At 64.0% G+C, this 25250-nt stretch carries 29 protein-coding genes and 1 tRNA gene; 15 read left to right on the top strand and 15 right to left on the bottom strand.

All coding sequences use genetic code 11. The features are described 5' to 3' along the window. The first annotated feature begins 133 nt into the window (after positions 1 to 133). Positions 134 to 598 carry a phosphopantetheine adenylyltransferase gene (locus tag ACJ70B_RS15510; RefSeq protein WP_408957892.1) on the top strand — a complete coding sequence of 155 codons (465 nt, stop codon included), beginning with the start codon at positions 134 to 136 and terminating at the stop codon, positions 596 to 598. Positions 599 to 770: 172 nt separating this feature from the next. On the opposite strand, the gene ACJ70B_RS15505 is transcribed toward ACJ70B_RS15510, so the two are convergent. After that, the gene (locus tag ACJ70B_RS15505; RefSeq protein WP_408957891.1) at positions 771 to 1079 is read right to left on the bottom strand and encodes a transcription initiation factor IIB family protein; all 309 of its coding nucleotides are present in this window, start codon (positions 1077 to 1079) and stop codon (positions 771 to 773) included. A gap of 80 nt (positions 1080 to 1159) precedes the next feature. Here ACJ70B_RS15505 and ACJ70B_RS15500 point away from each other — a divergent pair, with 80 nt between their 5' ends. From ACJ70B_RS15500 to ACJ70B_RS15485, 4 genes are all read left to right on the top strand, one after another. Next, positions 1160 to 1483, top strand: coding sequence for a hypothetical protein (locus ACJ70B_RS15500; RefSeq protein WP_408960143.1), 324 nt, complete (start codon positions 1160 to 1162; stop codon positions 1481 to 1483). Positions 1484 to 1529: 46 nt separating this feature from the next. Then, positions 1530 to 1614 (top strand) — tRNA-Leu (locus ACJ70B_RS15495). A gap of 413 nt (positions 1615 to 2027) precedes the next feature. Continuing rightward, positions 2028 to 2840 carry a diadenylate cyclase DacZ gene (gene dacZ / locus ACJ70B_RS15490; protein ID WP_408957890.1) on the top strand — a complete coding sequence of 271 codons (813 nt, stop codon included), beginning with the start codon at positions 2028 to 2030 and terminating at the stop codon, positions 2838 to 2840. Position 2841: 1 nt separating this feature from the next. Continuing rightward, positions 2842 to 3609, top strand: a complete 768-nt coding sequence (locus ACJ70B_RS15485; RefSeq protein ID WP_408957889.1) for a mechanosensitive ion channel family protein — start codon at positions 2842 to 2844, stop codon at positions 3607 to 3609. Positions 3610 to 3642: 33 nt separating this feature from the next. Here ACJ70B_RS15485 and ACJ70B_RS15480 read toward each other — a convergent pair whose 3' ends face one another. Then, complete coding sequence (locus ACJ70B_RS15480; protein ID WP_408957888.1) at positions 3643 to 4464, bottom strand: nucleoside phosphorylase; 822 nt, start codon at positions 4462 to 4464, stop codon at positions 3643 to 3645. 60 nt (positions 4465 to 4524) lie between these two features. Between ACJ70B_RS15480 and ACJ70B_RS15475 the strand changes: the two genes are divergently transcribed. Further along, entirely contained in the window at positions 4525 to 4959 is a 435-nt protein-coding gene (locus ACJ70B_RS15475; RefSeq protein ID WP_408957887.1) for a DUF488 family protein, read from the top strand. 172 nt (positions 4960 to 5131) lie between these two features. On the opposite strand, the gene cdd is transcribed toward ACJ70B_RS15475, so the two are convergent. The 3 genes from cdd to ACJ70B_RS15460 all read right to left on the bottom strand — a co-directional run bounded on the left by cdd (position 5132) and on the right by ACJ70B_RS15460 (position 7741). Next, on the bottom strand, positions 5132 to 5524 hold the full coding sequence (cdd, locus tag ACJ70B_RS15470; protein ID WP_408957886.1) for a cytidine deaminase: 393 nt from the start codon (positions 5522 to 5524) through the stop codon (positions 5132 to 5134). A gap of 42 nt (positions 5525 to 5566) precedes the next feature. Beyond that, entirely contained in the window at positions 5567 to 7012 is a 1446-nt protein-coding gene (locus ACJ70B_RS15465) for a phosphomannomutase (protein ID WP_408957885.1), read from the bottom strand. Positions 7013 to 7102: 90 nt separating this feature from the next. After that, positions 7103 to 7741 (bottom strand): MaoC family dehydratase, encoded by a 639-nt coding sequence (locus ACJ70B_RS15460; RefSeq protein ID WP_408957884.1) that lies wholly within the window; start codon positions 7739 to 7741, stop codon positions 7103 to 7105. A gap of 256 nt (positions 7742 to 7997) precedes the next feature. On the opposite strand from ACJ70B_RS15460, the gene ACJ70B_RS15455 reads away from it, so the two are divergent. The 5 genes from ACJ70B_RS15455 (at position 7998) to ACJ70B_RS15435 (ending at position 11830) form a co-directional block, all read left to right on the top strand. After that, positions 7998 to 8327, top strand: coding sequence for a hypothetical protein (locus tag ACJ70B_RS15455; protein ID WP_408957883.1), 330 nt, complete (start codon positions 7998 to 8000; stop codon positions 8325 to 8327). Further along, positions 8324 to 8809, top strand: coding sequence for a hypothetical protein (locus ACJ70B_RS15450; RefSeq protein ID WP_408957882.1), 486 nt, complete (start codon positions 8324 to 8326; stop codon positions 8807 to 8809). Before ACJ70B_RS15455 ends, ACJ70B_RS15450 begins: the two co-directional genes overlap by 4 nt. Before the next feature lie 40 nt (positions 8810 to 8849). Beyond that, positions 8850 to 9392 (top strand): poly(R)-hydroxyalkanoic acid synthase subunit, encoded by a 543-nt coding sequence (locus tag ACJ70B_RS15445; protein WP_408957881.1) that lies wholly within the window; start codon positions 8850 to 8852, stop codon positions 9390 to 9392. Next, positions 9389 to 10978, top strand: coding sequence for a class III poly(R)-hydroxyalkanoic acid synthase subunit PhaC (phaC, locus tag ACJ70B_RS15440; protein WP_408957880.1), 1590 nt, complete (start codon positions 9389 to 9391; stop codon positions 10976 to 10978). Before ACJ70B_RS15445 ends, phaC begins: the two co-directional genes overlap by 4 nt. A 108-nt stretch (positions 10979 to 11086) precedes the next feature. Further along, on the top strand, positions 11087 to 11830 hold the full coding sequence (locus ACJ70B_RS15435) for a beta-ketoacyl-ACP reductase (protein WP_408957879.1): 744 nt from the start codon (positions 11087 to 11089) through the stop codon (positions 11828 to 11830). Positions 11831 to 11888: 58 nt separating this feature from the next. Here ACJ70B_RS15435 and ACJ70B_RS15430 read toward each other — a convergent pair whose 3' ends face one another. The 3 genes from ACJ70B_RS15430 to ACJ70B_RS15420 are packed head-to-tail and all read right to left on the bottom strand — an operon-like array spanning position 11889 to position 14856. Next, positions 11889 to 12917 (bottom strand): NAD(P)H-dependent flavin oxidoreductase, encoded by a 1029-nt coding sequence (locus tag ACJ70B_RS15430; protein WP_408957878.1) that lies wholly within the window; start codon positions 12915 to 12917, stop codon positions 11889 to 11891. Positions 12918 to 12926: 9 nt separating this feature from the next. After that, on the bottom strand, positions 12927 to 13436 hold the full coding sequence (moaC, locus tag ACJ70B_RS15425) for a cyclic pyranopterin monophosphate synthase MoaC (protein WP_408957877.1): 510 nt from the start codon (positions 13434 to 13436) through the stop codon (positions 12927 to 12929). Further along, positions 13429 to 14856 (bottom strand): NAD(P)H-hydrate dehydratase, encoded by a 1428-nt coding sequence (locus ACJ70B_RS15420; protein ID WP_408957876.1) that lies wholly within the window; start codon positions 14854 to 14856, stop codon positions 13429 to 13431. Before ACJ70B_RS15420 ends, moaC begins: the two co-directional genes overlap by 8 nt. Before the next feature lie 202 nt (positions 14857 to 15058). Between ACJ70B_RS15420 and ACJ70B_RS15415 the strand changes: the two genes are divergently transcribed. Beyond that, a complete protein-coding gene (locus ACJ70B_RS15415; protein ID WP_408957875.1) occupies positions 15059 to 15190 on the top strand; it encodes a hypothetical protein in 132 nt (43 codons plus the stop codon). A gap of 62 nt (positions 15191 to 15252) precedes the next feature. Here the strand turns inward: ACJ70B_RS15415 and ACJ70B_RS15410 are convergent, their stop codons facing one another. Both ACJ70B_RS15410 and ACJ70B_RS15405 read right to left on the bottom strand, forming a co-directional pair. Next, on the bottom strand, positions 15253 to 15531 hold the full coding sequence (locus ACJ70B_RS15410) for an acylphosphatase (RefSeq protein WP_408957874.1): 279 nt from the start codon (positions 15529 to 15531) through the stop codon (positions 15253 to 15255). A gap of 211 nt (positions 15532 to 15742) precedes the next feature. Beyond that, positions 15743 to 16624: a DNA-3-methyladenine glycosylase family protein gene (locus tag ACJ70B_RS15405; RefSeq protein ID WP_408957873.1), complete on the bottom strand. Its 882-nt coding sequence runs from the start codon at positions 16622 to 16624 to the stop codon at positions 15743 to 15745. Positions 16625 to 16792: 168 nt separating this feature from the next. On the opposite strand from ACJ70B_RS15405, the gene ACJ70B_RS15400 reads away from it, so the two are divergent. Then, entirely contained in the window at positions 16793 to 17260 is a 468-nt protein-coding gene (locus tag ACJ70B_RS15400; RefSeq protein WP_408957872.1) for a DUF555 domain-containing protein, read from the top strand. Positions 17261 to 17438: 178 nt separating this feature from the next. Here ACJ70B_RS15400 and ACJ70B_RS15395 read toward each other — a convergent pair whose 3' ends face one another. From ACJ70B_RS15395 to ACJ70B_RS15380, 4 genes are all read right to left on the bottom strand, one after another. Beyond that, on the bottom strand, positions 17439 to 17675 hold the full coding sequence (locus ACJ70B_RS15395) for a UPF0058 family protein (RefSeq protein ID WP_408957871.1): 237 nt from the start codon (positions 17673 to 17675) through the stop codon (positions 17439 to 17441). A 280-nt stretch (positions 17676 to 17955) separates the two neighbouring features. After that, a complete protein-coding gene (locus ACJ70B_RS15390; RefSeq protein WP_408957870.1) occupies positions 17956 to 18135 on the bottom strand; it encodes a hypothetical protein in 180 nt (59 codons plus the stop codon). Between the two features lie 115 nt (positions 18136 to 18250). Next, positions 18251 to 19231 carry a transcription initiation factor IIB gene (locus ACJ70B_RS15385; RefSeq protein ID WP_408957869.1) on the bottom strand — a complete coding sequence of 327 codons (981 nt, stop codon included), beginning with the start codon at positions 19229 to 19231 and terminating at the stop codon, positions 18251 to 18253. Positions 19232 to 19445: 214 nt separating this feature from the next. After that, positions 19446 to 19733, bottom strand: coding sequence for a DUF357 domain-containing protein (locus ACJ70B_RS15380; protein WP_408957868.1), 288 nt, complete (start codon positions 19731 to 19733; stop codon positions 19446 to 19448). A 163-nt stretch (positions 19734 to 19896) separates the two neighbouring features. Between ACJ70B_RS15380 and grxC the strand changes: the two genes are divergently transcribed. After that, positions 19897 to 21216 carry a glutaredoxin 3 gene (grxC, locus tag ACJ70B_RS15375; protein WP_408957867.1) on the top strand — a complete coding sequence of 440 codons (1320 nt, stop codon included), beginning with the start codon at positions 19897 to 19899 and terminating at the stop codon, positions 21214 to 21216. Between the two features lie 441 nt (positions 21217 to 21657). Here grxC and ACJ70B_RS15370 read toward each other — a convergent pair whose 3' ends face one another. After that, positions 21658 to 24096 (bottom strand): BGTF surface domain-containing protein, encoded by a 2439-nt coding sequence (locus ACJ70B_RS15370; RefSeq protein ID WP_408957866.1) that lies wholly within the window; start codon positions 24094 to 24096, stop codon positions 21658 to 21660. Positions 24097 to 24554: 458 nt separating this feature from the next. Between ACJ70B_RS15370 and ACJ70B_RS15365 the strand changes: the two genes are divergently transcribed. Then, complete coding sequence (locus tag ACJ70B_RS15365) at positions 24555 to 25235, top strand: carbonic anhydrase (protein WP_408957865.1); 681 nt, start codon at positions 24555 to 24557, stop codon at positions 25233 to 25235. The last annotated feature ends 15 nt before the right edge of the window (positions 25236 to 25250 follow it).

The raw sequence follows: 25250 nt of genomic DNA, 5'->3' as shown, positions 1-25250 counted from the left end.
GCGACTACTAAAAACAATGTGAAGGGGAGTTTCGACGATCGTCGACTTTTAATTCGAATAGCGTGCAGCGCCGCGGGATGAGAAAACATGTCGATTCGACCCTTTTATACGCACCGCGCATGTGACGTGGGGTATGGACGTCGCGCTTGGTGGGACCTTCGACCCCGTTCATGACGGCCACCGGCGGCTGTTCGAACGGGCATTCGAACTTGGAGACGTGACCGTCGGCCTGACTAGCGACGAACTCGCGCCGAAGACACGCGCCGTCGAACGGCGCGTCAGATCGTTCGACGACCGAAAGGCGGACCTCGAGGAGGAACTCGAGTCGATCGCGGCCGACTACGACCGCGAGTTCGAGGTTCGAAAGCTGACGAAGCCGACGGGGATCGCCACCGAACCGACGTTTGACTACCTCGTCGTCTCACCGGAGACCCGCGAGGGCGGGAACCGAATCAACGAGATTCGCCGCGAACACGGTCACGATCCGCTGGAGGTCGTGGTCGTCCCCCACCTCCTGGCAGAGGACGACGACATCATCTCGAGTACGCGTATCGTCAACGGCGAAATCGACGAACACGGGAACGTCATCGACGAGTAACCGGCGCAGGTCTAAGAACGCGGCCGGTCGGTCGCCGCGAGAGTGGTTCCGAACGGTCGACCGCTACAGTGTTACTTCTTGTTGCTGTCGATTCGGCGATGCTTCGAATAGCATCGTCTTACGGGATCGAAGCGAGCCACTGTCCCGTGAAACGGTCGGCCGTACGGCCTCGCTACCAGCGCGGCGGCTCGAGGCCCGCCGACTCGAGGAGGTCCTTCCAGCGAGACTGGATCGACAGTCGGGAGACGTCCGCGGCGTCGGCGACGGCCCCCTGCGTGCGGCCGTCGCCGGCGACGAGCGAGCCGGCGTAGAGACTCGCGGCCAGTACCGCTCGCTTCGACCGATCGGACGCGGGAACGTCGGCGAGGAAGAGATCGACCGCACACGACCGCGCCTCCGACGAGAGCGCCAGCCGGTCGGCGACGGCCTCGAGTTCCTCGAGCCACGGTTCGTATTCGACGCGATCCCGGGCGCTGTGCATACGTCTCGGTATCGGATCGGTCGGCATAAACGTACGGTCACGACATCGGTCCGGGCGCGGCCAGCACGCCGAGGCCACCAATGACGTACTACGACGGGCAACGGCTCGATACGGGTGACTCGGACGGACGGCCGTTCTCGGTCGATTTCGATAGGAGACGACTACTAAACCCGCCGTCGCCCGAAGGGAAACGCGATGTCGTCGTTCGCTGTCGGTCCAGCACCCTCGATATGAAAGAGCCAACCTGCAAACTCGTCTGTACCGGTTGCGGGCTCGAGATGCCGTATCGAGAGCGATCGCTGGCCGAACAGGCCGCGGAACTGCACCAGCTTCGGGACCCGGAACACGTGACGTTCATCGTCCCGCCGGACTGGTCGCCCGAGGAACCGGTGAAATACAGCTGACGCGGACCGACAGGTTCTTACTCGAATCGTGAAAATGCGAAAATGCGCGCGGGTAGCCAAGCTAGGCCAACGGCGCAGCGCTTAGGACGCTGTCCCGTAGGGGTCCGCCGGTTCGAATCCGGTCCCGCGCACTGAGCGGAGAACTGCGAGCGTAGCGAGCAGTTCGGAGTGAGGAAGCAGGAACGGATTCGCGGCCCAGAGGACGAGGGAAGCGAAGTTCTCGCGGTTCGAATCCGGTCCCGCGCATTGCTGTCGCGAGCAATTTCGCGAGCGACAGCACTCTTGCCGACGCGTGGCGACCGGCCGGTGAAGACGGTCTCGAGCCCGAACGACGCGACGCGCTCCGACACCTGCGGGAGGTTCGGGCCGAAGCCGCGTGTGCCCGGCGGGCACTGGCGCAACTCGAGCCGTCAGTAGCCATCCCCGATACCGGGACGGGACAGACACGTCCCGAGCGGCGGGGAACCCGGCGCTAAGCGAGGGCGAAAGACGCGCGTCAGACGCTCCAAAACGCTTATTCACGCGGGACGGACTTGTATGAGCAATGGCCGGGTTAGACGATGTGTTCGGGGATCTCTTTGCGAATGTCGATGCCGTTATGCTCTTCTCTCCCAGTGGCTCGTACTACGAACGGTTCTCGGCCGTCGACGACGTCGACGCGATCGTCGTCGGAACGGAAAACGCGGTCGGAGCCGAGACGTTCGTCGAGCTTCCGCTCGCCTTCGAGGAGATCACCGACCGAATTCGCTTCGGCCTCGAGGGGGCCTTAGAACAGGGCGTGGTCGAGGACGGCGACGAACTCGCCTGCGCGACGAGCGTCTTCAGCGACGGGATCGACACGGTCTCCCGGGTCCGCGCCGATGCGGAGACCCACACCGGGATCTACGACCTGTTCGTCAAGTCCCGGGCCGATCCGGAGGTCATCAAGGCTGTTCTCGAGTTGGCGATCGAACTGGGACAGAAAGGCCAGAAGGGGAAGCCGGTCGGCGCGCTGTTCGTCGTCGGCGATGCGGGGAAGGTGATGAACAAGTCGCGACCGCTTTCCTACAACCCCTTCGAGAAGTCTCACGTCCACGTCGGTGACCCGATCGTGAACGTCATGTTAAAGGAGTTCTCACGCCTCGACGGCGCGTTCGTCATCTCGGACGCCGGCAAGATCGTCTCGGCGTATCGCTACCTCGAGCCGTCAGCGGAAGGAGTCGACATCCCGAAGGGGTTGGGTGCGCGACACATGGCGGGCGGTGCGATCACGCGCGATACCAACTCGATCACGATCGTGCTCTCCGAGAGCGACGGGCTCGTCCGGGCGTTCAAGGGCGGTGAACTCATTTTGGAGGTCGATCCGGAGGCGTACTGATATGGTAGAGTGGCAGCCGTTCGTCAACGAACCGGCCGTCATAGCGGCGGCGGTGCTGGCGCTGGGCCTCGTCGTCGGCTATCTCGTCGGCCGGCTCAACGAGGAGCTGCTGGCCGCCTCCGGCGTGCCCGAGGCCGTCGAGGGGACGCCGTTCGAGCGAACCGCCCAATCGATCGGCACGTCGACGGTCAAGATCGTCGCGCGGCTGAGTTCGTGGTTCATCTACGGTATCGCGGTCCTCACGGCGATTCACATCGCCCAGCTGCTTGACACGGACGCCTTCTGGCTCCGGGTCACGGAGTTCATCCCCCAGCTATTCATCGCCGTCCTCGTGCTCATCCTCGGCTTTATCGTCGCGGACAAGTCCGAACTCATCGTCAGCGAGTACCTGCGGGGCGTCAAGCTCCCCGAGGTGTCGGTCATCCCGAAGCTGGTCAAGTACTCCGTCCTGTACGTTACCTTCATCATCGCGCTGGGTCAGGTCGGCGTCCACGTCACAGCCCTGCTCATCCTTCTGACGGTGTACGCCGTCGGCGTCGTCATCGTCGGCACCGTCGCGTTCAAGGACTTCCTCGTCTCGAGCGCAGCCGGCATCTACCTCTTGCTCAACCAGCCCTACGGGATCGGCGACGAGATCCGGATCGGCGACCAGACGGGCATCGTCCAGGAGGTCGATCTGTTCGTCACCAAGATCGAGGACGACTCCGAGGAGTACATCGTCCCCAACCGGAAGGTCCTCGAGGACGGGATCGTCCGCGTCCGGGACTGACGCGGGTTCCGGCATCGGACTGCCGGCGTGACCCTACTCGAGTGAAAGTCCGGCGTGCCAGCGGTCGGCACCGGCCTCGCGTTTGACGGCGTCCATCTTCGCCAGGAGGTGGGTTGCAAGCGTCGCGGTCTCGGCGGCTCGTGACTCGCCTTCGGTCCTGAACGCGCCGGTCTCGCGATTAGCGTAGACGGTACAGACCGCCCCGGCGCGAAGCCCGTAGAGATTCGCGAGCGTGAGGATGGCGCTCGCCTCCATCTCGATGTTTTTGACGTTCGCCGCTTTGAGTTCGTCGATCAGATCGTCTGCCCCGGCGGCCTCGAAGCCGTCGAACCCGGGTCGGCCCTGACCTGCGTAGAAGGAGTCCGAACTCATCGTCACCCCCGTGTGGTAGTCATACCCGAGCCGTTCGGCGGCGGCGACGAGCGCGGAGACGACCTCCTGATCCGCCGCGGCCGGATAGTCCTCGCGGACGTACTCGTCGCTGGTCCCCTCCTGGCGAACCGCGCCGGTCGTGATCACCAGGTCTCCCACGGCCATGTCGGGTTGGATCGCCCCGCAAGAGCCCACCCGGATGAACGTCTCCACTCCCACTCGCGCCAGTTCCTCGACCGCGATCGCGGCCGAAGGACTTCCGATGCCCGTCGAGGTGACCGAGATCGGCGTCCCCTCGTACGCGCCAGTCGCCGTCCGATACTCGCGATGGTGGCCCCGCATCTCGTGGTCGTCCCAGAACGCGACGATTTTCTCGAGGCGTTCGGGGTTCCCTGGCAGGAGGACGGTGTCGGCGACGTCGTCGGGGCCGACCGCGAGGTGGTACTGGACGTCCGTGTTGGGGTCTTCGCTGTCGCGAGCCATCGATTGCCGGCGGTTCGATCCGCCACCGTATATAAATGCGGGACGGGAGTAAGGGATCATATGGCACGGGGCACGCTTACGGACACCTACGTCGCCGCGATCCAGCACGATCTCGCCGAGCTGCCGGCGGACGCGACGCGCGTCGGCGTCGTTCGCCGGCCCACGTCGTGGTTCCACGGGGCCGTCGACGAGAACCGGCCCGCGCTCGGGCCGCCGGCCGACCTGCTCGAGTCGATGCGCGACGCCGAAGAGGACATGAAGATGCAGGGGCTCTGCGAGGAAGGTGCGCACAACGCCGCGTGGGACCAGGTCGGGTTCGACGAGGCGTATCGGGAGTACCTCGAGACGGACGACGACGCGCGGGCGGCGCTCGACGCGCTCGAGGAGCGCCTGGCCTCGGGCGAGTCGCTGGCCCTGGTCTGTTATGAAAACACCGAGAAGAAGCGGTGTCACCGGACGGTCCTGCGCGACTATCTCGAGAAGAGCGAGCCGTAAGTCGGCCGACTCTCGCAGCGACCGAAAATAAATCCATGACCGCGCCGAGAGAGGACGCGATCGACGGCGACGAGATGAGTAACGAGGCGACGAGGGGACGCCCCACGCGCGAGCGTTCATCGCCGCGGGGCGCGTGGCGGCGACCGAGCGAGCGGCCGGAAAGCGACGGTCGTTACTCGAGCGTCTCCTGACTGATCGTGTTCGGCAGCAGGTCGCCGAGCGTGTACTCGGTCGGTGTCTCGTCGTCGCCCTCGTCGCAGATCACGAGCAGGTCGTCGTCGCAGAACTCGGCGAGGGTCTGTCGGCACATCCCGCAGGGGGTGACGCCGTCGCGGCGGCTCGAACTCACGGCGAGGCGCGCGAAGTCGCGGTGGCCCTTCTTCACCGCCTCGGCGACCGCGACCTCCTCGGCGTGGAGACTGTTGCTGAAGTTCGCGTTCTCTAAGTTACAGCCGACGAAGACCTCGCCGTCGTCGGTCTCGAGGGCGGCACCGACCCGGTACTCGGAATAGGGAACGTGCGAACGCTGCTGGACGTCGCGAGCGGCCTCGATCAGGTCGTCCATGGGGTGCGGTTCGACCACCGGCTACCAAAGGATGTCGGCTCCCTATCGCTCGTCCGCGACCGCCGTCTCGATGACCGTACGGGCCTCGGCGACGAGTTCGTCGACACTGTCGCTCTCCGCGTAGAGGCGCACGTACGGCTCCGTTCCGCTGGGTCGGACCAGTAGCCACGATGCGTCGGCGAACTCGAGGCGGACGCCGTACTCCGTCTCAACTGTCGCCTCCGGGAAAGCCTCGGGGAGTGCAGTCTCGAGGGTGACCATGGTTTCGGCTTTCGCGTCGTCCGGGCACTCGACGCTGACCTTCCGGTAGGGGCGTTCGGTGACGGGAGCCCGGAGCGTTTCGGTGTCGCCGGCCTCGGCGACGAGCGCGGCGACGGCCGCGGCGCTGACGACGCCGTCGATCCAGCCGCCGAAGGCGGTGTGGATGTGTTTCCACGGTTCGGCCGCGAAGACGATCTCGGTGCCCCCGGCCCCGCGAGCGCGCTCTCGAGCGATCCCTTCGTGGAGCACGCCCAGCCGAGTGCGTTCGACGCGTCCGCCGGCCGCACGGACTCGCTCGTCGATGCGGGCGGAGGCGTTTGGCGTCGTGACGACGACGGGGTCGTCCGCGTCGCTGGCTGCGGTGTAGTGGGCTGCAACCACTGCGAGGATCGTATCCTCGTGGATCACGTCGCCGTCGGGCCCGAGGACGACGAGTCGGTCAGCGTCGCCGTCGTGTGCGAGGCCGAGGTCGAAGCCGGCACTCACGGGGTCACCGCTCGGACGGTCCGCGGTGCGTCTCGTCTCGCTTCCGTCCGCGAGGAAGTCGCTGAACGCCGAGAGCGTCTCGGGGGTCGGTTTGCTTCCCCGGCCGGGGAAGTGGCCGTCGACCGAGGCGTTGACCGCGACGACCGATGCGCCGAGTCGCTCGAGGACCTGCGGCGTCGCGAGCGCCCCCATCCCGTTGCCGCAGTCGACGGCGATCCGAAGCCCTGCGAGCGGGTCGGACGGCGCTGTTTCGGTCCGTTCGGCCAGAGCCCCGAATCGCTCTCGAACGTAGGAGACGACGGCGTCGCGGTACTGCTCGAGGACGGCGAGCCGTTCGACGTCGCCCCAGTCGTGCCACGGAGCGAGGCGAGACTGCCCGCTCGCCACGCGGCCGTCGACGGTCTGCTCGGCGTCGCTGTCGTACTCGACGCCGTCGACGAAGAGCTTGATCCCGTTGTCCGCGGGCGGGTTGTGACTCGCAGTGAGCATGACGCCCCGTCGGCCCTGCGAGGCGAAGGCGAGCGCGGGCGTCGGGACCTGTCCGATGCGGCGAACGTCGGCTCCGGCACTCTCGAGGCCGGCCTCCATCGCCGCTGCGAGCGCCGGCCCCGTCTCCCGACCGTCGCGGCCGACGACGAACGTTTCCCCGGGTTCGGCCGCCGCTTGGCCGACGGATAGCGCAAGCGACGGCGACACCTCCTCGACCGGACCGCGGATTCCTGCCGTCCCGAAAAGTGTCATACGGATGCGTTCCGCGAGGAGGTACTTAGCAACACTGCACCGGTTTCCCCGGTGACCGTCGATGCGAGCGCCGTCGGTCGCGTCGGCCGCTCACTCGGCGGGCAGGTCGTCGATTAGGACGACCGCCTCGCCGTCGATGACCGTCGCGTCGTCATCCTCGTCGCGGACGACCGTCTCGAGTCGGTACTGGTCGTTGCCGAGGTTCTCGACGATCTCGACGCGGGCCGAGACTCGGTCGCCGATGCCGACGGGACCGCTGAACTCGAGGTCCTGAGAGAGATAGATCGTGAGTCCGGGGAGCCGAGCGAGGGCGGCGCTGATGAGTCCGGAAGCGAGGGTACCATGAACGATGCGTTCGCCGAATCGGGTGTCGGACGCGAACGCCTCGTCGAGATGGAGGCGGTTCGTGTCGCCGCTGACCGCGGCGAACGCTCGAACGTCCTCGTCGGAGAGCGCCTTTTCGAACGTGACGGTATCGCCGACGCTGATGTGGTCTGGATCGTCGACGGTGCGGTCGAACTGCCAGTCGAGATCAGAGTAGTCGATCGACGGGATCGGCGGACTGACGCGCTCGGTATCTCGATCGCTCTCGCCGTCGGCCGACGGAAGCATCGCGGAGACGGCCGCACGATTCGCCGCGGTCGCGGTTCGGAGAAACCCTCGCGTCATCGCCGACCACGCGCTCGTCATCGCGGCGAGGTTCTCGTCTCGCGTGTTCTCGTATGCCATCTACGAGCGGCTAGGTGTGGGGTACATATGACTTCTTTGGCTGTTTTACTGCCATTATTCTTACTGTTTAGAAGCGTAACAACGCCTTACAGGGCGTCTCGGGGCAGTTTTCTCTCGATACTCGAATTCAGTTGTAGTTTCGTCCCAGAACAGTGGATGGCTCATTGAGCCACTGAATGGATTAGAAAACCATCTCGTGGCATTAGATGGTATCTAGCGGAAAGGCTTATTGTGTCTGCGATCCAACGAACTGACGATGACGGACGACTCCGACCGATCGCTCTGGTTCCCGCCTGCGATGTTTACCGAGGGAATGCAGGAGATGCAAGAAGCCGGCGAGCAGGTCGCCGAATCCCAGCGGGAGATGATGAACCGGTTGCTGCAGGCTACCTCGGCGAATCCGTTCGAAAACGCGTCGGCCTTCGGCCCGATGAACATGGGCACGGCGACGTTCAAGGCCCGCGTCCAGAGCGGCGGTCGTATCAGCGTTCCCGAACCCGAGCGGGACGCCCTCGATATCGAAGAGGGCGATATCGTCCAGACGATCGTCGTCCCCGTCAAACGAAACCGAGAGGACCAATCATGACCCAGAACCCGTTCACCGCCATCTTCGACGCACAGCGTACCGCGATCGAACAGAGCCAGCGCATGACCCACGACGCCCTCGAGGCCCAGCAGACCTCACTCGGTGCCTTCGCCGACGCCGTCGAGACGTCGGGCGCGATGGTCGAGTCTAACGCCGAACTGACTAAGGGTGCGATCCACGCCTACTTCGACGCCGTCGAAGCGTCGATGCCCGAAGGCAGCGCCGAGTTCGACGAACTCCGCGAACTCGTCGACGAGGGCTTTGACTCCGCCACCGAGGCCCAGTCCCAGTCGCTCGAGGCCGTCCTCGAGGCCGTCGAGGAGTCGGAGGTCGCCTACGAGGAGTTCGCTCGCAGCTACGCCGACGTCATCGACACGTCGTTCGACGCCTACCTCGACGCCCACGAACAGGTCGAACAGAACGTCACTGCCGTCGCCGAGAACGTCGAGGAGGCCGCCGAGGACCTCGACGTTTCGGCGTAGTCGGGGTATCGCTTTTTACAGTACCCGTCAATTTTCAGCCATGGCAGATTCACGACCCCAGGCGCAAAACTGGAACGCGTTCGTCGAACAGTGGAACGAGCAGTTCCTCGAGGCGCTCGAGGATAACATGGAGGCCCAGGCCCGATTCGTCGAGAGCTGGTCCGAGACCGTCGGTGAACTCAGCGACGACGCCGAGATCTCCGACGGTATCGAGGGCTACGCCCGCGCCTACGAAACGTGGATGAACGCCTCCCGGCAGATGGTCGAACGGATGAACGACCAGTTCGAGGGCGAGGACGTAGACGTCGAAGAGTTCCGCGATATCTGGCTCAACACGGCCAACGAGGCGTTCAAAGACGTCATGTCGACGACCGCGTTCGCGAAGATGACCGGCGAGACAGTTGGCGACGTCCTCGAACTCCAGCAACAGGCCGACGAGGCCTCTCAAGAGACGCTCCGATCGCTCGGCTTCGCGACCGCGGACGACATCGTCGAAGTCGGCGACCGCCTCGTCGAACTCGAGCGCCGACAGCACGCCGTCGAGGAGAAACTCGACCGCGTCCTCGAGCACCTAGAAGAATGAAGAACCCGTATTCGATCGCACTGGACATGCAACGACAGGCCTGGGAGGCGACCGCCGATCTGGCCGACAAGACGCGGATCGCGCCGGAGCGCACCGAAACGGTCGAGACCGTCGACGTGGGCCAGACCCCCAGCGAAGTCGTCTACGAGGAGAACAAGCTGCGGCTCCTCCACTACGAGCCGATGACCGAGGAGCAACACGACGTGCCGATCCTCGTCGTCTACGCGCTGATCAACAAGCCGTACATCCTCGATCTCCAGCCCGACCGCTCCGTGGTTCAGACGCTGCTCGAGGCCGGCTTCGACGTCTACCTCATCGACTGGGGCGAGCCCTCGAAGCTCGACCGTTCGCTGTCGCTTTCCGACTACGTCAACCGCTACATCGACAACTGCGTCGACGAAGTTCGCGAGCGCTCCGGCCAGGACGCGATCAACATCCTCGGCTACTGTATGGGCGGCACGAAGTCGGCCATGTACGCTTCGCTGTACCCCGAAAAGGTGAAGAACCTCGCACTGATGGCTGCCGGCCTCTGTTTCGCCGGCGAGGGCGGCGTCTTAGAGCTCTGGGGGTCCGAAGACTACTACGATCCCGAGACGGTCACCGAGACCTTCGACAACGTCCCGGCGGAATTTTTGGACATCGGCTTCGCGCTGATGGACCCCGTCGCGAACAACGTGACGAAATACGTCCGGTTTTACGACAACGTCGAGGACGAGGACTTCGTCGAGAACTTCGCCCGGATGGAACGCTGGCTCGACGAGGGGATCGACGTCGCCGGTGAGGCCTACGAGGAGTTCATCCGCGACATCTATCAAGAAAACAAGCTCCACGAGAACGAACTCTCGCTGGACGGTGACCACGTCGACCTCTCGAACATCGACATGCCCGTCCTCCAGATTGTCGCCGAGTACGACCACCTCATTCCGCCGGAAGCCTCCAAACCGTTCAACGACGTTATCTCCTCTGAAGACACGGAAATCCTCGAGTTCGCGACGGGCCACATCGGCATGTCCGTCTCCTCGCGGAGCCACGCGGAGCTCTGGCCGCAGGTCTGTGACTGGTTCGAGGCCCGGTCGAACGGGGCCGAAGGCGAACCGGAACCGCCCGCCGAATCGGAACCGAGGGCCGACGCCGCCCTCGCCGAGGACGTGGCCGGCGACGAGTCGGGGACGGCGGACCTTGCGGACGGCAACTCGAGTGTAGAAACAACCTCGAGTACCGAATCAGAGGCCGACGCCGAGGCCGAGACCGACGATCTCCCCGGCGAAGCGCGCTCGAGCGAGGAGATCGTCGAGCGCGGCGAGGAAGATGTGACGGAAGACCCCGCGGAGCCGGGCGAGATGGTCGTCGACGAGGACGTCGTCGAAGAGGTCGCCGACGAGGAGACGGCCGACGCGATCGAGTCGGAACCCGACGACCTCACCGACCTGATCGGCGTCGGCCGGGCCTACGCGGACGACCTCGCCGCCGCCGGCATCGAGACGTTCGACGATCTCGCCGACGCGGACGTTGCAGACCTCGCCGCCGAGACGGGCATCTCGCCGCGTCGCATCGAAGACTGGGCCGAGCAGGCTCGAGACCAGTAGTGCGCTCCCGGCGAATTTTCCGTCGAACGGTCCGTTCGGGGTCGCCGAGTCTACGTGATTGTGACCTAACGGGTCGTTATTTACCATCGGCCGTTGAAGGCGAGAAGCATGTCCATGGATGGTCGTACGTGCGTAATCACGGGCTCGGCACGGGGTATCGGTCGGGGCATCGCCGAGTACCTCGGCCGGGAGGGTGCGAACGTCGTCGTCAACTACCGCTCGTCGGAGGGACCGGCACACGAGGCCGTCGAGGCCATCGAATCCGCCGGCGGTGATGCCGTCACGGCCAAGGCCGATGTCACCGACCGCGCCGACGTCGAACACATGCGCGAGGTCTGCCACGAGGCCTTCGGACAGTGCGACGTGCTGGTGAACAACGCCGGCATCACCGCCGACAAGCAGTTCACCGAGATGTCCCCCGAGGAATGGGACCGCGTGATGGACGTCAACCTCGGTGGCATGTTCAACTGCACCCAGACCTTCTACGACGACATCTGGAACGCCCACGAGGGGCGGCTCATCAACATCTCGAGCGTCGTCGGCAAACAGGGCAACTTCGGGCAGGCCAACTACGCCGCCGCCAAAAGCGGCATGTTCGGCTTCACGCGGACGATCGCCCTCGAGCTCGCCCAGGGCGGCTCGACGGCCAACTGCGTCGCCCCCGGCTTCACCCGAACCGACATGCTCGAGAGCGTCCCCGACAAGGTCCTCGATCGGATCGTCTCGGGCATCCCGCTCGAACGACTCGCGGAGGTCGAGGACATCGCGGCCGTGGTTCGATTCCTCGCGAGCGAGGACTCCTCGTACGTAACTGGAGAAGTGATCGACGTCAACGGCGGGATGGACCTCTAGAGCGACATCGCCGTGCGGAGACGACTCGAGGGGCGATTCACGTTTTGCCGGCCGAGCGCTATCGTTCGCGTGTCTCCCGACCCGGCAACTCCGAAATCGCCTCGCGCGTTTCCGCGGCGAGAGCCTCGAGTAGAGCACACGCGGGTCGAACGTCGTCGGTTAGCCCGACGCTCTGTCCGGCGAACAGCGCCATTTCGTCGATAGCACCGTCGACGTCCGGCGTGGCGAGCGCCTCGTCGTACCGCTCGATCGGGTCACCGTCGCCGGACCGAGCGACGGTGTCGTTCTCGCCCGGCCGCTCGCCAGCGGGCGGTCGATCTGCTGACTCCCAGTGCTCGAGCGTCTCGTTTCGCAGTACTCGGTGGGCCGTGCCGGGCCAGCCCTTGTCAAAGAGGGTCGTGAGCGCGGTCTCGGTCTCGTCGCTCTCTCGAAGGCGCTCTTGATACCGGTCGTGGACGCGCGCCTCCTCGGTCGCGACGAATCGCGTGCCGAGCCACGCGCCGTCGGCTCCCAGCGCGAGTACGGCGGCGATGCCGCGTCCGTCGGCGATCCCGCCGGCCGCGACGATCGGCACCTCGTCGCCGACCGCGTCCGCGACCCGGGGAACCAGGACCGTCGTTGCGACCTCGCTCTGGACATGGCCGCCGGCCTCGAGCCCCTGGGTAACGACTATATCGACGCCAGCGGTGACCGCCGCGCGTGCTTCGTCGGCGCTGCCGACGGTCTGGGCGACGACCGCACCTGCGTCGTGAATTCGGTCGACGTAGGGGGCGGCCTCGCCGAACGAGAGGGTGACGATCGGCGCACCCGCCTCGAGGATCGTCTCGAGGTGGTCGTCGGTATCGACGGTCGTCGTCGCCTCGTCGAGGACGAGGTTGACCGCGAACGGCGCGTCGGTCAGGGCCTGCGTCGCGCGAATCGCCCGGCGCGTCGCCTCGCGGTCGCGCCACGTCACCGCGAGCTGTCCCAGACCGCCGGCGTTCGACACGGCAGCCGCCAGTTCGGGGCCGGTCGCGCTCCCGATCGGGGCCTGAACGATCGGATAGTCGATCTCGAGCAGGTCACAGAGCGGCGTGCGAAGCGTCATCCCGCTGGGCTACGCCCGCCGCTTCTCCTTGCGGACGACGCGTACGTTCTCGATCCCGGTGTCGGGATACTGTCCTGCGTCGTCTTTCTCGACGGCCTTGACCATGTCCCAGACGACGTTGAGCCCGGTCGTGACGCCCTCGAGGGCCTCCATCTCACAGCCCGTCTTGCCGGTCGTCTCGACGGCAACCTCGAGTTCGAGCCGGTCGTCGGCGAGTGAGAAGTCGGTGTCGACGTTGGTGATCGGAATCTGATGGCACATCGGGATCGTCTCCCAGGTGTGTTTGACGGCCTGGACCGCGCCGACGCGGGCGGTCGCGAGGACGTCGCCCTTGCCGATCTCGTCGGCCCGGATCGCCTCGATCGTCGACCCCTGAAGCCGGATCTCCCCGGCCGCGACCGCGCGGCGCTCGCTGTCGGGCTTGTCGCCGACGTCGACCATCTGGACGTCGCCCTCAGCAGTGGTGTGGGTCAGCCCGTCTGGATCGGCAGATCCATCGGCTGCACCGTCGTCACTCATCGGCCCCACCCCACAGAGCCGCGGGGATCTCCGCGAGCATCTCGGAGGCGAGAAAGCCCATCGAGCCGTCGTCGGCGAGTCGCTCGCCGGCGCGGCCGTTGACGTACGCGGCCGCGGCCGCGGCGTCGAGCGGGTCGGCGTGCTCGAGCAGCGCCGCGACGATGCCGGCCAGCAGGTCGCCGGTGCCGCCGACTTTCATGCCGGGCGCGCCGGTCCGGCAGACTCGGGTTCGCTCGCCGTCGGTCGCCACGTCGTCGACGCCCTTCGCGAGGACGACGTGGCCCAGTTCCGCGGCGAAGTCCTCGATCTCGTCGGCCGCGTCGCGCAGCGAGTCGGTATCGGGGCCACCCATCCGAGCGAGTTCCCGGCGGTTTGGCGTACAGACCAGCGTGGCCTCGGTCTCGATCTCGGGGACGACCGCGAGCGCGTCGGCGTCGACGACCGCCGGCCCCGTATAGGAGGAGAGGAACTGCCGGACGGCCGCGAGCGTTTCGTCGGCGGAGCCGAGTCCGGGGCCGAGGACGACCACGTCCTCGTACCGTTCGGCGGTCTCGAGGAGGTCGTCGACCCGGTCCGGCGCAAGCCGGTCGCTCTCGTAGGGCTGGACGATGAGATCCTCGGCGTAGCCCTGAATCTCGCCGGCGACGGCGTCGGGAGCGGCGACGAAGGAGAGTTCCGCGCCGGCCCGCAGCGCGGCCTGTGCGGCCAGCGCCGGCGCGCCGGTGTATGGACCGCCGCCGATGACGTAGGGCCGTCCGTCTCGGCCATTCGGCCGCGCGAGGTCAACGTCGCCGGGGCCGACGAACCGCTCTGCGGCCGCGGGGATGCCGATGTCCGCCACGGTGACTGTGGCCTCGAGGTCGTCCAGCCCCGGTTTCGAATCGTGGAAGGTGACGACGCGGTCCGCCTCGACGCCGTTGTCGGCGTAATCGCCGCCGTCGGCGTCGAATCCTGACGGCACGTCGACCGCCACGACGGTCGCGTCGGCCTCGTCGATCGCCCTCGCGGCGGTCGCTGCCGGTTCGCGGAGGTCGCCGCTGATCCCCGTCCCGAGCATCGCGTCGACGACCACGTCGGCCTCGGGGAGGGCGAACGCGCTCGAGTCGGTCACCTCGCGCGTCTCGTAGCCGGCGCGCTGTAAGGCCGCCCAGTTCTCGCGACCGATCTCCGTGCCGATCAGTTCCGCTCGGCCCAGCAAGAGCGTCGTCACCTCGTATTCGTCCAGAAAGCGAGCGGCGACGAACGCGTCGCCGCCGTTGTTCCCCCGACCGGCGACGACGGCGACCCGGTCTCCGGGATCGGCGATCTCCCGAATTTCGCGGGCGACCGCGTGTCCGCTCGACTCCATCAACTGCTTTCGCGGTACGCCGAGCGCGGCGGCGTTCTCGTCGACGGCGGCCATTCGCTCGCCTGTAATCATGGACGTGAGTTCGACCGGCCGACCGTTGAAGATTGCGGACGGCTCACCGGCCGGCACCGATACGGTTTGCCGTAGTCGTCGGCCGGTGACCGGCTGACCGTGACCCGGTAGCCGCGAGACGGTTGCTCTATAACGATCGTTCGTTCTTGATTCCGCAGCTATCGTTACGAATGTATAACCGTGGGCGGTTCGAACGGGAGACATGGACTCAACTGAATCCGAAGCGTTTGCCGACCCGCTCGACCAGCCTGACGTCTCGGTCTATCTGCCCGGAACGCCGACCGTCGCGTTCGTCGAGTACGGCGAGTTGCTCGTTGACACGCTCTTGCGTTGACACAGCGGTCCGGACGGTCGGCCGACGGCAGCGAACAATCCCCGATCATGCCTCGTTCTCGGTCAGTATCGGATCTCGAACCCATCTTCGCCCTGCGGCTCCTCGTACTCGGCCTCGACGTCCTCGACCTCGGCCGCGGGGCTGCCCGTATGACACCACTCGATCATCGCGTCGACGGCGTCCTCTGGCCCTTCGAAGACCGCCTCGACGCGACCGTCATCTCTATTCTTCACCCAGCCGTCGACGCCCTTCTCGCGAGCCGTGTCGCGAGTATTCGCGCGGTAGTAGACGCCCTGGACCGTGCCGGAGACGAACACGTGTGCGCGGGTTCGACCAGCCATGTGCGTGCCCTCGGCCGCGACCGGCAAAAATCCGGCCCATGTGACCGGGAAGCGACTACGGGACGTGTCTCGAGTCCACACCCGATCCAAAGACCGGATAGCGCCGAGCCGGCATTCAGCTCGAGCACAGGAGCGGCCCCGCGTCGACTACACGTTTCAGACGACGCTCGAGGGGGCTGTCGATGCGGTTCGACTCGACCTGCCGACGTGCTCACTCTCCCGTTCGGAGGTGGTGAAAGACGTACGTCTGGGCGTAGCCGGCGTACTCACCGCCGAGCCGTTCGCGTAGCGCCCGCGACGTCTCCGCGTACGAGCCGCGGTCGCAGTCGGGGTAATGCTCTTCGATCGCCGATTTAATCCACGTATCCAGCGGAACGGCCTCGTCGAACCCCAACGAAAAGAGAAGGACGCAGTCGGCCACCTTATCCCCGACGCCGACGAACCGCTTCAGGTACTCTCGCGCGTCCTCGTACGCACGGCCCCGTGCCTCGGCCGGGTGACCCTCGCCGTCGACGACCATCTCCGCCGTCCGGACGACGTACGGGGCGCGGTACCCGAGCCCGAGATCGCGCAGTTCGGCCTCGGTCGCGGTCGCGAGTTGGCTCGGCGTCGGGAACGCATAATAGGTCTCGCCGTCGAATTCGATCGGACTGCCGTATTCTCGAGCCAGCGTCGAGACCATCGAGTGGATCCGGCTCACCCGCATCTGGGCCGAGCAGATAAACGAGATCAGACAGCCGAAGGGCGGATCGTCGACCAGCCGCATCCCGCGGTGTGCCTTGTAGGCTTCGTGGAGCAACGGATCGTCCGGTGCGGCCGCGACGATCGCCTCGAGGTCGTCGTCGAGGCGTAACAGTCGGCGGACGAGCGGTTCCGCGTCGGTCGTCGACTCCCACTCGAGGACGCCGTCGCGGGTTCGAACGCGAACCACGGTACCGTCGACGACAGTCGAGTACCAGGCGTTTGGAGCCGGCGTTCCGGTATACATCTCGTCGTCCTCGCGCCGCCAGAGGTAGCTCTGCCCGCTCTCTACGGTTCGGTACAGATCGAATCCACCGGCGAGATCGTCGACTGGGATCGTCCCGGTCTCCATTCGTTCGGCCCTTCGGGGGCGCGGGCTTTTGCCTTTCGGACCCCGCTGTTGACTTCGCCGGGCGGCGAGCGAAACGGGGGGCACAGCGGCGAGCCACGATGCGGGAGGCGACCGACTAACACCGTTTCGAGGCGAACCTTCTTACTGGAGGCGATACTACGTCTCGATATGAATTGCAGGGTCGTCGTCGAAGCTGCTGTGCCGGTATTCGACGTGGAAACGGAAGACGAGGCGATCCGTATCGCCATCTCGAAGACGGGCGAGATGCTGAACCCTGACCTCAATTACGTCGAGATCAACATGGGCGAGCGGACCTCCGAATCCGGGGAGGAGCTTCCGCCCGCGTTCATCGCGGCCGACGAAGCCCTCGTCGCGCTCGAGTTAGAAATGACCGTCTTCAACGTCGAGCGCGAGGAACACGCCTCGCGGATCGCCCGAAAGGAAATCGGCCAGCGCCTCGAGAACATTCCACTCGAGGTCGAGCGCATCGAGGTGCTGGAAGACGAAGAAGAAGACGAAGACGAATCGGACGACGAGCAGACGGACGACTCACACGGCTCGGAAATCGACGACGACGGAAGCGAAGACGACGAGGACGAAGAGATTCTCCCGGAGTTCGAAGACCTCGTCGAATAGATCGACGCAGCAGATCGACGCAACGGCTTCGAGCGAGTGCGGCCGAATTCAGATCAGTTTTCGCCGAGGGGCGCGGTCGGCAAGACGAAATTTCGGGGACACAACGCGAGCGAAGATACCGGAACGCTGGATAACGTTGTGACTAGACAGTTTGCGATCCGAGGATGCGACGATTTTCTCAGTCCGCTGTTGCTGCGACTGCTTCCTGCTCTCCTTCACGCATGTTGGTCGTGATGCCCCCGGCGAGCGCGAAAACAGCAGCCTTGTGGTCGGTCTTCGATTTGTGGATCGATGTCGGTCGGATGCCGAGCGATTCGTACTCCTCGAGATCGATCTGACAGTTGTCCCACGCGGCGCACTGGTTGGATACCTCCGCGAGAAGGCCGTGAAGGTGAATGAGCTCCTGCTTCTTCATAACCATCCACTCCTACCCACTGCAGGGTTATATTATTATCTTGAGTTGCGTTAACACGCAGCCCGTATTAGCTGCGTTGTCTATCACGATACCGAATAGTTCGAATTCGGTCCCTACTCCGACAGAACCGAGAGACAGGGAGTTCGTATGATCTTATTTACTACCGTAATCAGTTCTTTCTTTCCAGGTTCCGACACCATCTCTTCGGAGAGTTAAATGGTGATTACTGCTAGAACGATGGGGTCGAAACGACCGGTTCAGTACTTACCTCGGTACCGGTCTATCCGAGCTGCTTTAACGTCTGCAGATCGCGATCCGTTCGCATGAATTCGGCGGTGCGCCGAGAGGCGTGACAGTTCGGACAGTGAAACATTTCGGACGGCGTTGGCAGCTCATCCGGCGCTGTCTGCCAGTCTTTCGTACATTCAGGACACAATAGCTGAACAGTCGTTTTATCCATGCTACTCTCATTCACACGGGAGCTGAAAAACGTTGCCGCAGTTCCAACCGGCTAAAAACACCACCCGTGTCGACGGGGACAGACGCCACCGTCGGACACAGCTTACCGACCGCGTTTACGCGGGCGCGGCAGTATCCGAGGCCTCGAGCAGTTCCTTGTAGCGGTTGCGGATGGTGACCTCAGAGATGCTGGCGACCTCGCTGACCTCGTTTTGGGTGACCTTCTCGTTGGTCAACAGCGCAGCGGCGTACACTGCGGCCGCGGCGAGGCCGACCGGCGACTTCCCGCTGTGAACGCCTTCCTGACGGGCCGACTCGAGCAGTTCGCGGGCCATCCGCTCGGTCTCGTCAGAGAGGTCGAGGTCGCTGACGAACCGCGGCACGTAGTGCTCGGGATCGGCCGGTTTGACCTCGAGGCCGAGTTCCCGGATGATGTACCGGTACGTGCGGGTCAGCTCCATCTTCTCGACGCGGGAGACGGCCGAAATCTCGTCGAGGCTGCGCGGAGTACCGGCCTGGCGAGCGGCGGCGTACAGCGACGCCGTCGCGACGCCCTCGATCGACCGGCCGGGCAGGAGGTCCTCCTCGAGCGCGCGTCGGTAAATGACGCTTGCGGTCTCGCGGACGTTCTCGGGGAGGCCGAGCGCGGAGGCCATTCGGTCGATCTCGCCCAGCGCCTGCTTGAGGTTGCGTTCCTTCGAGTCGCGGGTACGGAACCGCTCGTTCCAGGTGCGAAGGCGTTGCATCTTCTGGCGCTGGCGGCTCGAGAGCGCGCGGCCGTAGGCGTCTTTGTCCTGCCAGCCGATGTTCGTCGAGAGCCCCTGGTCGTGCATCATGTTCGTGGTAGGTGCACCGACGCGGGACTTCTCGTCTTTCTCGGCGGCGTCAAACGCACGCCATTCGGGGCCGCGGTCGATCTCGTCTTCCTCGACGACGAGACCGCAGTCCTCACAGACCGTTTCGGCGTGTTCGTCGTCAGAGACCAGCCGGCCGCCACACTCCGGGCAGCGCTCGCGCTCATCAGATACCGCCGTGGTTTCCTCCTCAGTTTCGGTCTCTTGTTCGTTCGTATACGTCCGGATGCTGGTATCTGTCATTGTGGATCGGGTGGGTTACTCGGGGCTTCCGGGTGGGGGTAACCAGAAGAAACCCGGTCGCCTCAGCTAACATAGGGTAAGGCCGTAAGCCATATAAATGTTTCGCCTACGTTATAAACGTAGTGCGGTTTGTTTATATAGCTTCCGATTATATAGCCATTAATTACTTGGGGTGGGCGAGTTAAGATGTCGACACTGATCCGCGGATAATTCGCTACTCGACGGTAAATAGGTGCCCCTCGGTCGGCACATCGAACAGTCCCACACGGGCTCCCGCGTCGAGCCATGCGTGACCGTACGAAAACGACGCCAGCGCGTTGACGAGATCGTCCTGCTCTCGGAAGTGGTTTCCGTCCTCGAGATACGACGCCGCCATCTCGTAGCAGTCTGCGGCCGCCTCGGCCATCGGCGTCCCTTCGGGAGGTGCGATCACTGCCTCCTCGAGCGCCTCTGCGAGCAGGTTCCCGTAGCGGTCCGTCTTCTCCCCGAGGTCAGCAGCCATGGTTCTAGCTCGGCGCTCGAACTCGTAAGTGCGTCGTCTCGATGCGGTATCCGCCGCCGCGTCCGCCGAAGGAGCGACGACGGACGACACTGGCTTGTCACAGCAAGAGGGAGTCGTTGCTGAGAACGCAATCGGTTTAGGCGCTCTATCCCAAACCTGATATATGAGCGACCAGCCACGCGTCGAGATCTATACCAAGGAGGACTGTCCCTACTGCGAGAAGGCCAAAGACCTCTTCGACAGCAAGGGCGTCGAGTACGAGACGTACAACGTCACCGGCGACGACGACCGCTTCGAGGAGATGGTCGAACGCGCAGACGGCCGCAAGACCGCGCCAGAAGTCTTCATCGACGACGAACTGATCGGCGGCTGGGACGACACCAGCGCCCTCGACGAGACGGGCGAACTCGACGAAAAGCTCGGCATAGAGAGCGAAACCGACGATGCTGAACACCGCACACTCATCATCGCCGGTACCGGCATCGCCGGGCTCACTGCAGCGATCTACGCCGGCCGGTCGAACAACGAGCCGCTAGTCATCGAGGGCGACGAACCTGGCGGTCAGCTCACCCTGACGACCGACGTCGCCAACTACCCCGGCTTCCCCGACGGCATCGGCGGCCCGGAGCTCGTCAACCGAATGAAAGAGCAAGCTAAACAGTTCGGCGCGGAACTCAAAAACGGTATCATCGAATCCGTCGACGACTCGAGCCGGCCGTTCCGAGTCGAACTCACCAACGGCGACGTCTACACCGCCGACGCCGTCATCGCCGCCTCAGGTGCCAGCGCTCGCACGCTCGATATCCCCGGTGAAGACGAGCTGATGGGCTACGGTCTCTCGACGTGTGCGACCTGTGACGGCGCGTTCTTCCGCGGCGAGGACATGCTCGTCGTCGGTGGCGGCGACGCCGCCATGGAGGAAGCGACCTTCCTCACGAAATTCGCCGACACCGTCTACCTCGTCCACCGCCGCGAGGAGTTCCGCGCGGAGGACTACTGGGTCGATCGCGTCCGCGAAAAGGTCGAAGCGGGCGAGATCGAGATCATGAAAAACACCGAACTGACCGAGATTCACGGCTCTCAGGAGGAGGGCGTCGACCACGTCACGCTCGTCGAGAACGACAAGGGCCACCCGACCGACCGCCTCGACGACCCCGAAACCGAGGAGTTCGACTTCGACGTCGGCGCGGTCTTCTTCGCGATCGGCCACACGCCCAACACGGACTACCTCGAGGCTACCGGCGTTCAGATGGACGACGAGGGCTACCTGAAGACCACGGGCGGTGACGGCGGCGGCCAGACCGAAACCCACGTCCCCGGTATCTTCGGTGCCGGCGACGTCGTCGACTACCACTACCAGCAGGCCGTGACTGCGGCGGGAATGGGCTCGAAAGCCGCCCTCGACGCCGATGAGTACCTCGAGGACCTCGAACGCGCCGACTCGAGTGCGGAGGAAGCCGAGCCGGCCGCAGCCGACGACTGACGACAGCGATTCTCGAGTAACGCCAACCAGGTCTCCTCGAGGCGTTCTGTGCGCTTCACGGTCCGTTCGTGAGATTGTTTTGCCGGTTCCTCGTTCGATGTTGCAGTTCGCTCGAAGCACTGGAGATCACCGTTTGGAACACAGAATGTAGCGCTCGGCTCGCGACTGCTCGAGGGCGACCAATCGTATGCGCAGCGAGTCACACCACCAGTGTCGCCTTTCGACGCTCAAGCCCGTCTCGGCAGAGATCGGATCGACAGGTATCGTCTTCGATCAAGCTAGTTGATTCTTGGCGAACCATCGTCGCCGAGACGGTCGGTCCGATCACGTCGTAGGTCGTCAGTTTGCTCTCGATCAGCGAGAGCTGTCGCTAGCCGGTGTAGCGTCCGATAAAAGAAACCGCGGAAATTGAAGCCGGCCGAAGGCCGGTAGTTCTACAGCTTAGTCCTGACGGCGCAGGGCCAGCATGGCCGCGCCGAGCAGGGCGACGAGGGCAACGCCGACACCGAAGCCGGGCGTGCCGGAGCTACCGGAGTCGGAGCTACCGGAGTCGGAGCTGCCGGAACTGCCGGAGTCGGAGCTGCCGGAACTGCCGGAGTCGGAGCTGCCGGAGTCGGAGCTGCCGGAACTGCCGGAACTGCCAGAGCCGGAGCCACTATCGCTTTCGTTGCCGCCAGTCTCCTCGCTGACAGTCACCGTACCGGAGTCGACTTGCTCGCCGCCAACGGTCAGCGTCCACTCGTAGTTGCCAGCGGAGGCGTTCTCGAGTAGGGTGCTACCGTCAACAAGCGTGCTGGAAGCGCCACTCTCGAGTTCAACGGTGGAGTCATAGACCGTCTCACTGTCGAAGGTGAACACGACGTTCTCGGAGGTCGTCGTGTCGGCGGGGTTCTCGGCCGTGACCGTACCAGTCACGCTGTCACCCACGACTGGGTCGGACGGACTGGTGGTGACGGTGTACTCGAGACCGCCCGTCTGGGAGCTCTCGCCTTCGACGATGATGCCCTTAGCCGAGATGGACTCGGAGGGACCGGTTGCACTGACGGTGTCAAGGGTGGTTCCGACTTCACGGTTGCTGAAGTCCCACGATGCGGTAGCCGTACCGTCATCGGCGACAACAGCGGAGCCGGTCGAGACCGACGTCGGGAAGCGGAGACGGAAGTTGAGTTCCGTACCAGGTGCGACGTTGGTGTTGACCGTCAGTTTCGAGTTCGCGCTGTTGGCGATCGGAAGCTGATCGTCCTCGTTGAGATCCGTAGCGAACTCGAGCGTTCGCTTCTCGACGTCGAAGGTCTGTGACGCAGACTGCACGTCGTCAGACGTTTCGATGTACGGATTGTCAGAGTTGACCTCGAACGTCGCTTTCCAGGTCTCGTCACTGTCAACGGTCGGACCACTGTTGTAGTTCGTGAGATCGGAAACGACGTAGAACGTGTTGTTCTCGGCGTCAGGAACGATGTGAGCGCTACCGTTCTTGATGAGGTCGTTAACCTGAATCTGCTCAGCAGAGCCGTAGCGCGGGTTGTGCGTGTTAGTGTAGTTGAGTTCGAGGCCTGCGCTCGTGGTCAGGTTCTCTCCCTCGGTCAGGTACGGGTAGATGCCCGAGGCCTGAACCTCAGTGATGACGAGGTCGCCGGATGCGACAGTGTCGGTCTGCGTAGCAGCACCGCGGAGCTCGTCAATGTTGTCGGTGGTGCTGTAGCTCGAGGGAACGACCCACGTATTGACGCTTTTGACCGAGCGCTTGCTCAGGAGGAGGACTGCTGCGTCCGTCTCCTCGTGGCTAGACGGGTTCTGAGCGTACGCTTCCATCTCGAGGTCGCCGCTCAGAAGCTTACTGCCTCCAAGGTTCGCATCGATGTTCACGTCTTCGGGCGAGGTGATCGTTGCGCCGCTGTCGCCCGTGACCTTGAACGCGTTAGCCTCAGACGTTGCGTTGAACGTGTCGAAGCCGATCGTCACTTCGTCCGCGTCACCGTAGCCGGTGACCTTGAACGAAGCGTTGTAGTAATTGTTCGATTCGCTGAGGTTCACCCACATACTGTCGCCGGTGTTCGTCGGCTCGAGGGTGAACTCAGCCATGTCGCCGATTTCCTCTTCGTAGGTATTCTTGGCGAAGTTAGCCTGGGAGGAAGCCGGGCTGGTGAGTTCGAGTTCAACACTACCGTTTGCCGTCGTGTCGGCAGCGTCGAACTGAAGCGAGTAGTTTCCTGCGCTGAAGTCGGCCTTCGGGAAGTTGACCGTCAGGTCCTGAATACTATTGACGTTGCTCAGCGAGATCTCGTCGCTGCCGAGGTAGCCGAATCCAGTGTCACCCGACGTGTTCACATTGCCACTGTAGGCGTCGAAGACCGTCTGCAGTTCGCTACTGGAGAGGTCGTCGGACGAGACAGTGACGTTGTACCCACTACGCTGCGAGTTGAGGGTGACTGTGACGTTCTCGCCGAGCGTCGAGGACGAACTGTCAGCGGAGGCGTCGAGAGTCTGGACGTCGACGCGGAACTGACTCTTGAGGACGCCGGACGAGTTTACGATGTCGTACTGACCCGTCGTGAGTCGGTCAGTGACGATCGAGAAGTTCGAGTCACCATCAGAAACGGAAATCTGGCGCTCCAGTCCACCCGTTTCGTTGTTGATCACTTCGTACGTTTCAGCTGAAGCGAACGATTCGTTACCATCACCATTACCGACATCGTCAGGCTGGACAACGATGGTCTGGCCCTGCCAATATCGGTTGTTTTTCGTAAGATCTTTGTCCTTGTGGCTGTCTGCTGCAACGGCTCCCGAGAAGGAAGCTGCCATTGCCACAACGGAGAGGACCATAAGCGCTGCCAGGACGACTGCACGTCCCTTTTCGCGATAGGTCGTTTCGTTTGTCATGTGTTGTGTGTTAGTGTTGTGTTTCGATTGGTTAGCACGCGATTCACCTGGAGAGCGAGCCGACCGCCAGCGTCGAACTCCCAAGCTGACGGAGTGGGCTCACACCGGGTAGGGGTAACTGCCTCTTTACACAAGTTCGTAATAAGCTTTCTGTATCAAATATCGTCTCTATGATAGATGGAAACGTGGAATTATCGCCCGGAGAGCGCGACACGAGGCTGTGTCCGCGTCTCGTCCCCCTTCGGCTGAAATCCACGTTAACAGATACTTTCTCGAGATGTGTTCGCGATACCGAATAACGGATCGGGTGACTGGCCGCTCGAGCGATGCCCTCGAGCCAGCACATGAGGGCGGCGGTCGATGATAATCGGCTGGTCGACATCGGGACGACCGTCGATCCGGCGTAAGAAGTCCGTGGGACACGTGGAATTATATCTGGAGGTCTCACCCATTCGCCTATGCGCCAGGAATTCATCGACCTACTCGAGGGCAATAGGGCCCACGCCGAAGTCTCCCAGTCGGCGTTTGACGACGTTCAGGACGCCCAGCGACCGGCCGTCGTCACCGTCTGCTGTTCGGACTCTCGAGTTCTTCAGGACGCGATGTGGGGCAACGATGAGCCGGGACGGATCTTCACGTGCGGGAATATCGGAAACCGCGTCGTGCAACGAACCGAATCGGGACCGGTGGTTTCTGGTGACGTTCTTTACCCGGTCGAACATACCGGAACGGAAACGGTCGTCGTCGTCGGCCACACCGGCTGTGGGGCCGTAACGGCCACCTACGACGAACTGACTGACGGTCTTTCCGAACCGGCGGGGATCGCCTACTGTCTCGACCTCTTGAGCCCACGTCTCGAGTCGGGCGTCGAACGCCTCCCCGACGACGTAGATCGGGCGGACGCGATCAATCGGCTCGTCGAGTATAACGTCGATCGACAGGTCGAATTCCTTGAGGAGAGCGACGACGTTCCCGGGGCTGTCGATGTCGTCGGTGCCGTGTACGACTTTCAGGACGTGTACGACGGTCGTCGGGGTGAAGTCCACGTGATCAACGTGAACGGAGAAACCGATACCGACGCGCTTAGAGAAGCGCATCCGGGGATCGCGTCGCGAATCGACCGTCGCTGGGAGTACTGAGTCGCCGCGTCCCCA

Source organism: Natrinema sp. 74, assembly GCF_046097095.1.
Classification (GTDB): Archaea; Halobacteriota; Halobacteria; order Halobacteriales; family Natrialbaceae; genus Natrinema.
Note: the sequence above shows the minus strand (reverse complement) of the source record. Positions and strands in the feature narration are given on the sequence as shown.

Coding starts and splice junctions, on each gene's coding strand:
- ACJ70B_RS15510 (WP_408957892.1), top strand. CDS start 134: ATGGACGTCGCGCTTGGTGGGACCTTCGACCCCGTTCATGACGGCCAC.
- ACJ70B_RS15505 (WP_408957891.1), bottom strand. CDS start 1,079: ATGCACAGCGCCCGGGATCGCGTCGAATACGAACCGTGGCTCGAGGAA.
- moaC (WP_408957877.1), bottom strand. CDS start 13,436: ATGAGTGACGACGGTGCAGCCGATGGATCTGCCGATCCAGACGGGCTG.
- ACJ70B_RS15445 (WP_408957881.1), top strand. CDS start 8,850: ATGGCAGATTCACGACCCCAGGCGCAAAACTGGAACGCGTTCGTCGAA.
- ACJ70B_RS15500 (WP_408960143.1), top strand. CDS start 1,160: ATGACGTACTACGACGGGCAACGGCTCGATACGGGTGACTCGGACGGA.
- dacZ (WP_408957890.1), top strand. CDS start 2,028: ATGGCCGGGTTAGACGATGTGTTCGGGGATCTCTTTGCGAATGTCGAT.
- ACJ70B_RS15450 (WP_408957882.1), top strand. CDS start 8,324: ATGACCCAGAACCCGTTCACCGCCATCTTCGACGCACAGCGTACCGCG.
- ACJ70B_RS15435 (WP_408957879.1), top strand. CDS start 11,087: ATGTCCATGGATGGTCGTACGTGCGTAATCACGGGCTCGGCACGGGGT.
- ACJ70B_RS15370 (WP_408957866.1), bottom strand. CDS start 24,096: ATGACAAACGAAACGACCTATCGCGAAAAGGGACGTGCAGTCGTCCTG.
- ACJ70B_RS15465 (WP_408957885.1), bottom strand. CDS start 7,012: ATGACACTTTTCGGGACGGCAGGAATCCGCGGTCCGGTCGAGGAGGTG.
- ACJ70B_RS15400 (WP_408957872.1), top strand. CDS start 16,793: ATGAATTGCAGGGTCGTCGTCGAAGCTGCTGTGCCGGTATTCGACGTG.
- ACJ70B_RS15365 (WP_408957865.1), top strand. CDS start 24,555: ATGCGCCAGGAATTCATCGACCTACTCGAGGGCAATAGGGCCCACGCC.
- ACJ70B_RS15485 (WP_408957889.1), top strand. CDS start 2,842: ATGGTAGAGTGGCAGCCGTTCGTCAACGAACCGGCCGTCATAGCGGCG.
- ACJ70B_RS15410 (WP_408957874.1), bottom strand. CDS start 15,531: ATGGCTGGTCGAACCCGCGCACACGTGTTCGTCTCCGGCACGGTCCAG.
- ACJ70B_RS15430 (WP_408957878.1), bottom strand. CDS start 12,917: ATGACGCTTCGCACGCCGCTCTGTGACCTGCTCGAGATCGACTATCCG.
- ACJ70B_RS15380 (WP_408957868.1), bottom strand. CDS start 19,733: ATGGCTGCTGACCTCGGGGAGAAGACGGACCGCTACGGGAACCTGCTC.
- ACJ70B_RS15395 (WP_408957871.1), bottom strand. CDS start 17,675: ATGAAGAAGCAGGAGCTCATTCACCTTCACGGCCTTCTCGCGGAGGTA.
- ACJ70B_RS15390 (WP_408957870.1), bottom strand. CDS start 18,135: ATGGATAAAACGACTGTTCAGCTATTGTGTCCTGAATGTACGAAAGAC.
- phaC (WP_408957880.1), top strand. CDS start 9,389: ATGAAGAACCCGTATTCGATCGCACTGGACATGCAACGACAGGCCTGG.
- cdd (WP_408957886.1), bottom strand. CDS start 5,524: ATGGACGACCTGATCGAGGCCGCTCGCGACGTCCAGCAGCGTTCGCAC.
- ACJ70B_RS15420 (WP_408957876.1), bottom strand. CDS start 14,856: ATGATTACAGGCGAGCGAATGGCCGCCGTCGACGAGAACGCCGCCGCG.
- ACJ70B_RS15385 (WP_408957869.1), bottom strand. CDS start 19,231: ATGACAGATACCAGCATCCGGACGTATACGAACGAACAAGAGACCGAA.
- ACJ70B_RS15405 (WP_408957873.1), bottom strand. CDS start 16,624: ATGGAGACCGGGACGATCCCAGTCGACGATCTCGCCGGTGGATTCGAT.
- ACJ70B_RS15480 (WP_408957888.1), bottom strand. CDS start 4,464: ATGGCTCGCGACAGCGAAGACCCCAACACGGACGTCCAGTACCACCTC.
- ACJ70B_RS15460 (WP_408957884.1), bottom strand. CDS start 7,741: ATGGCATACGAGAACACGCGAGACGAGAACCTCGCCGCGATGACGAGC.
- ACJ70B_RS15475 (WP_408957887.1), top strand. CDS start 4,525: ATGGCACGGGGCACGCTTACGGACACCTACGTCGCCGCGATCCAGCAC.
- ACJ70B_RS15455 (WP_408957883.1), top strand. CDS start 7,998: ATGACGGACGACTCCGACCGATCGCTCTGGTTCCCGCCTGCGATGTTT.
- grxC (WP_408957867.1), top strand. CDS start 19,897: ATGAGCGACCAGCCACGCGTCGAGATCTATACCAAGGAGGACTGTCCC.
- ACJ70B_RS15415 (WP_408957875.1), top strand. CDS start 15,059: ATGGACTCAACTGAATCCGAAGCGTTTGCCGACCCGCTCGACCAGCCT.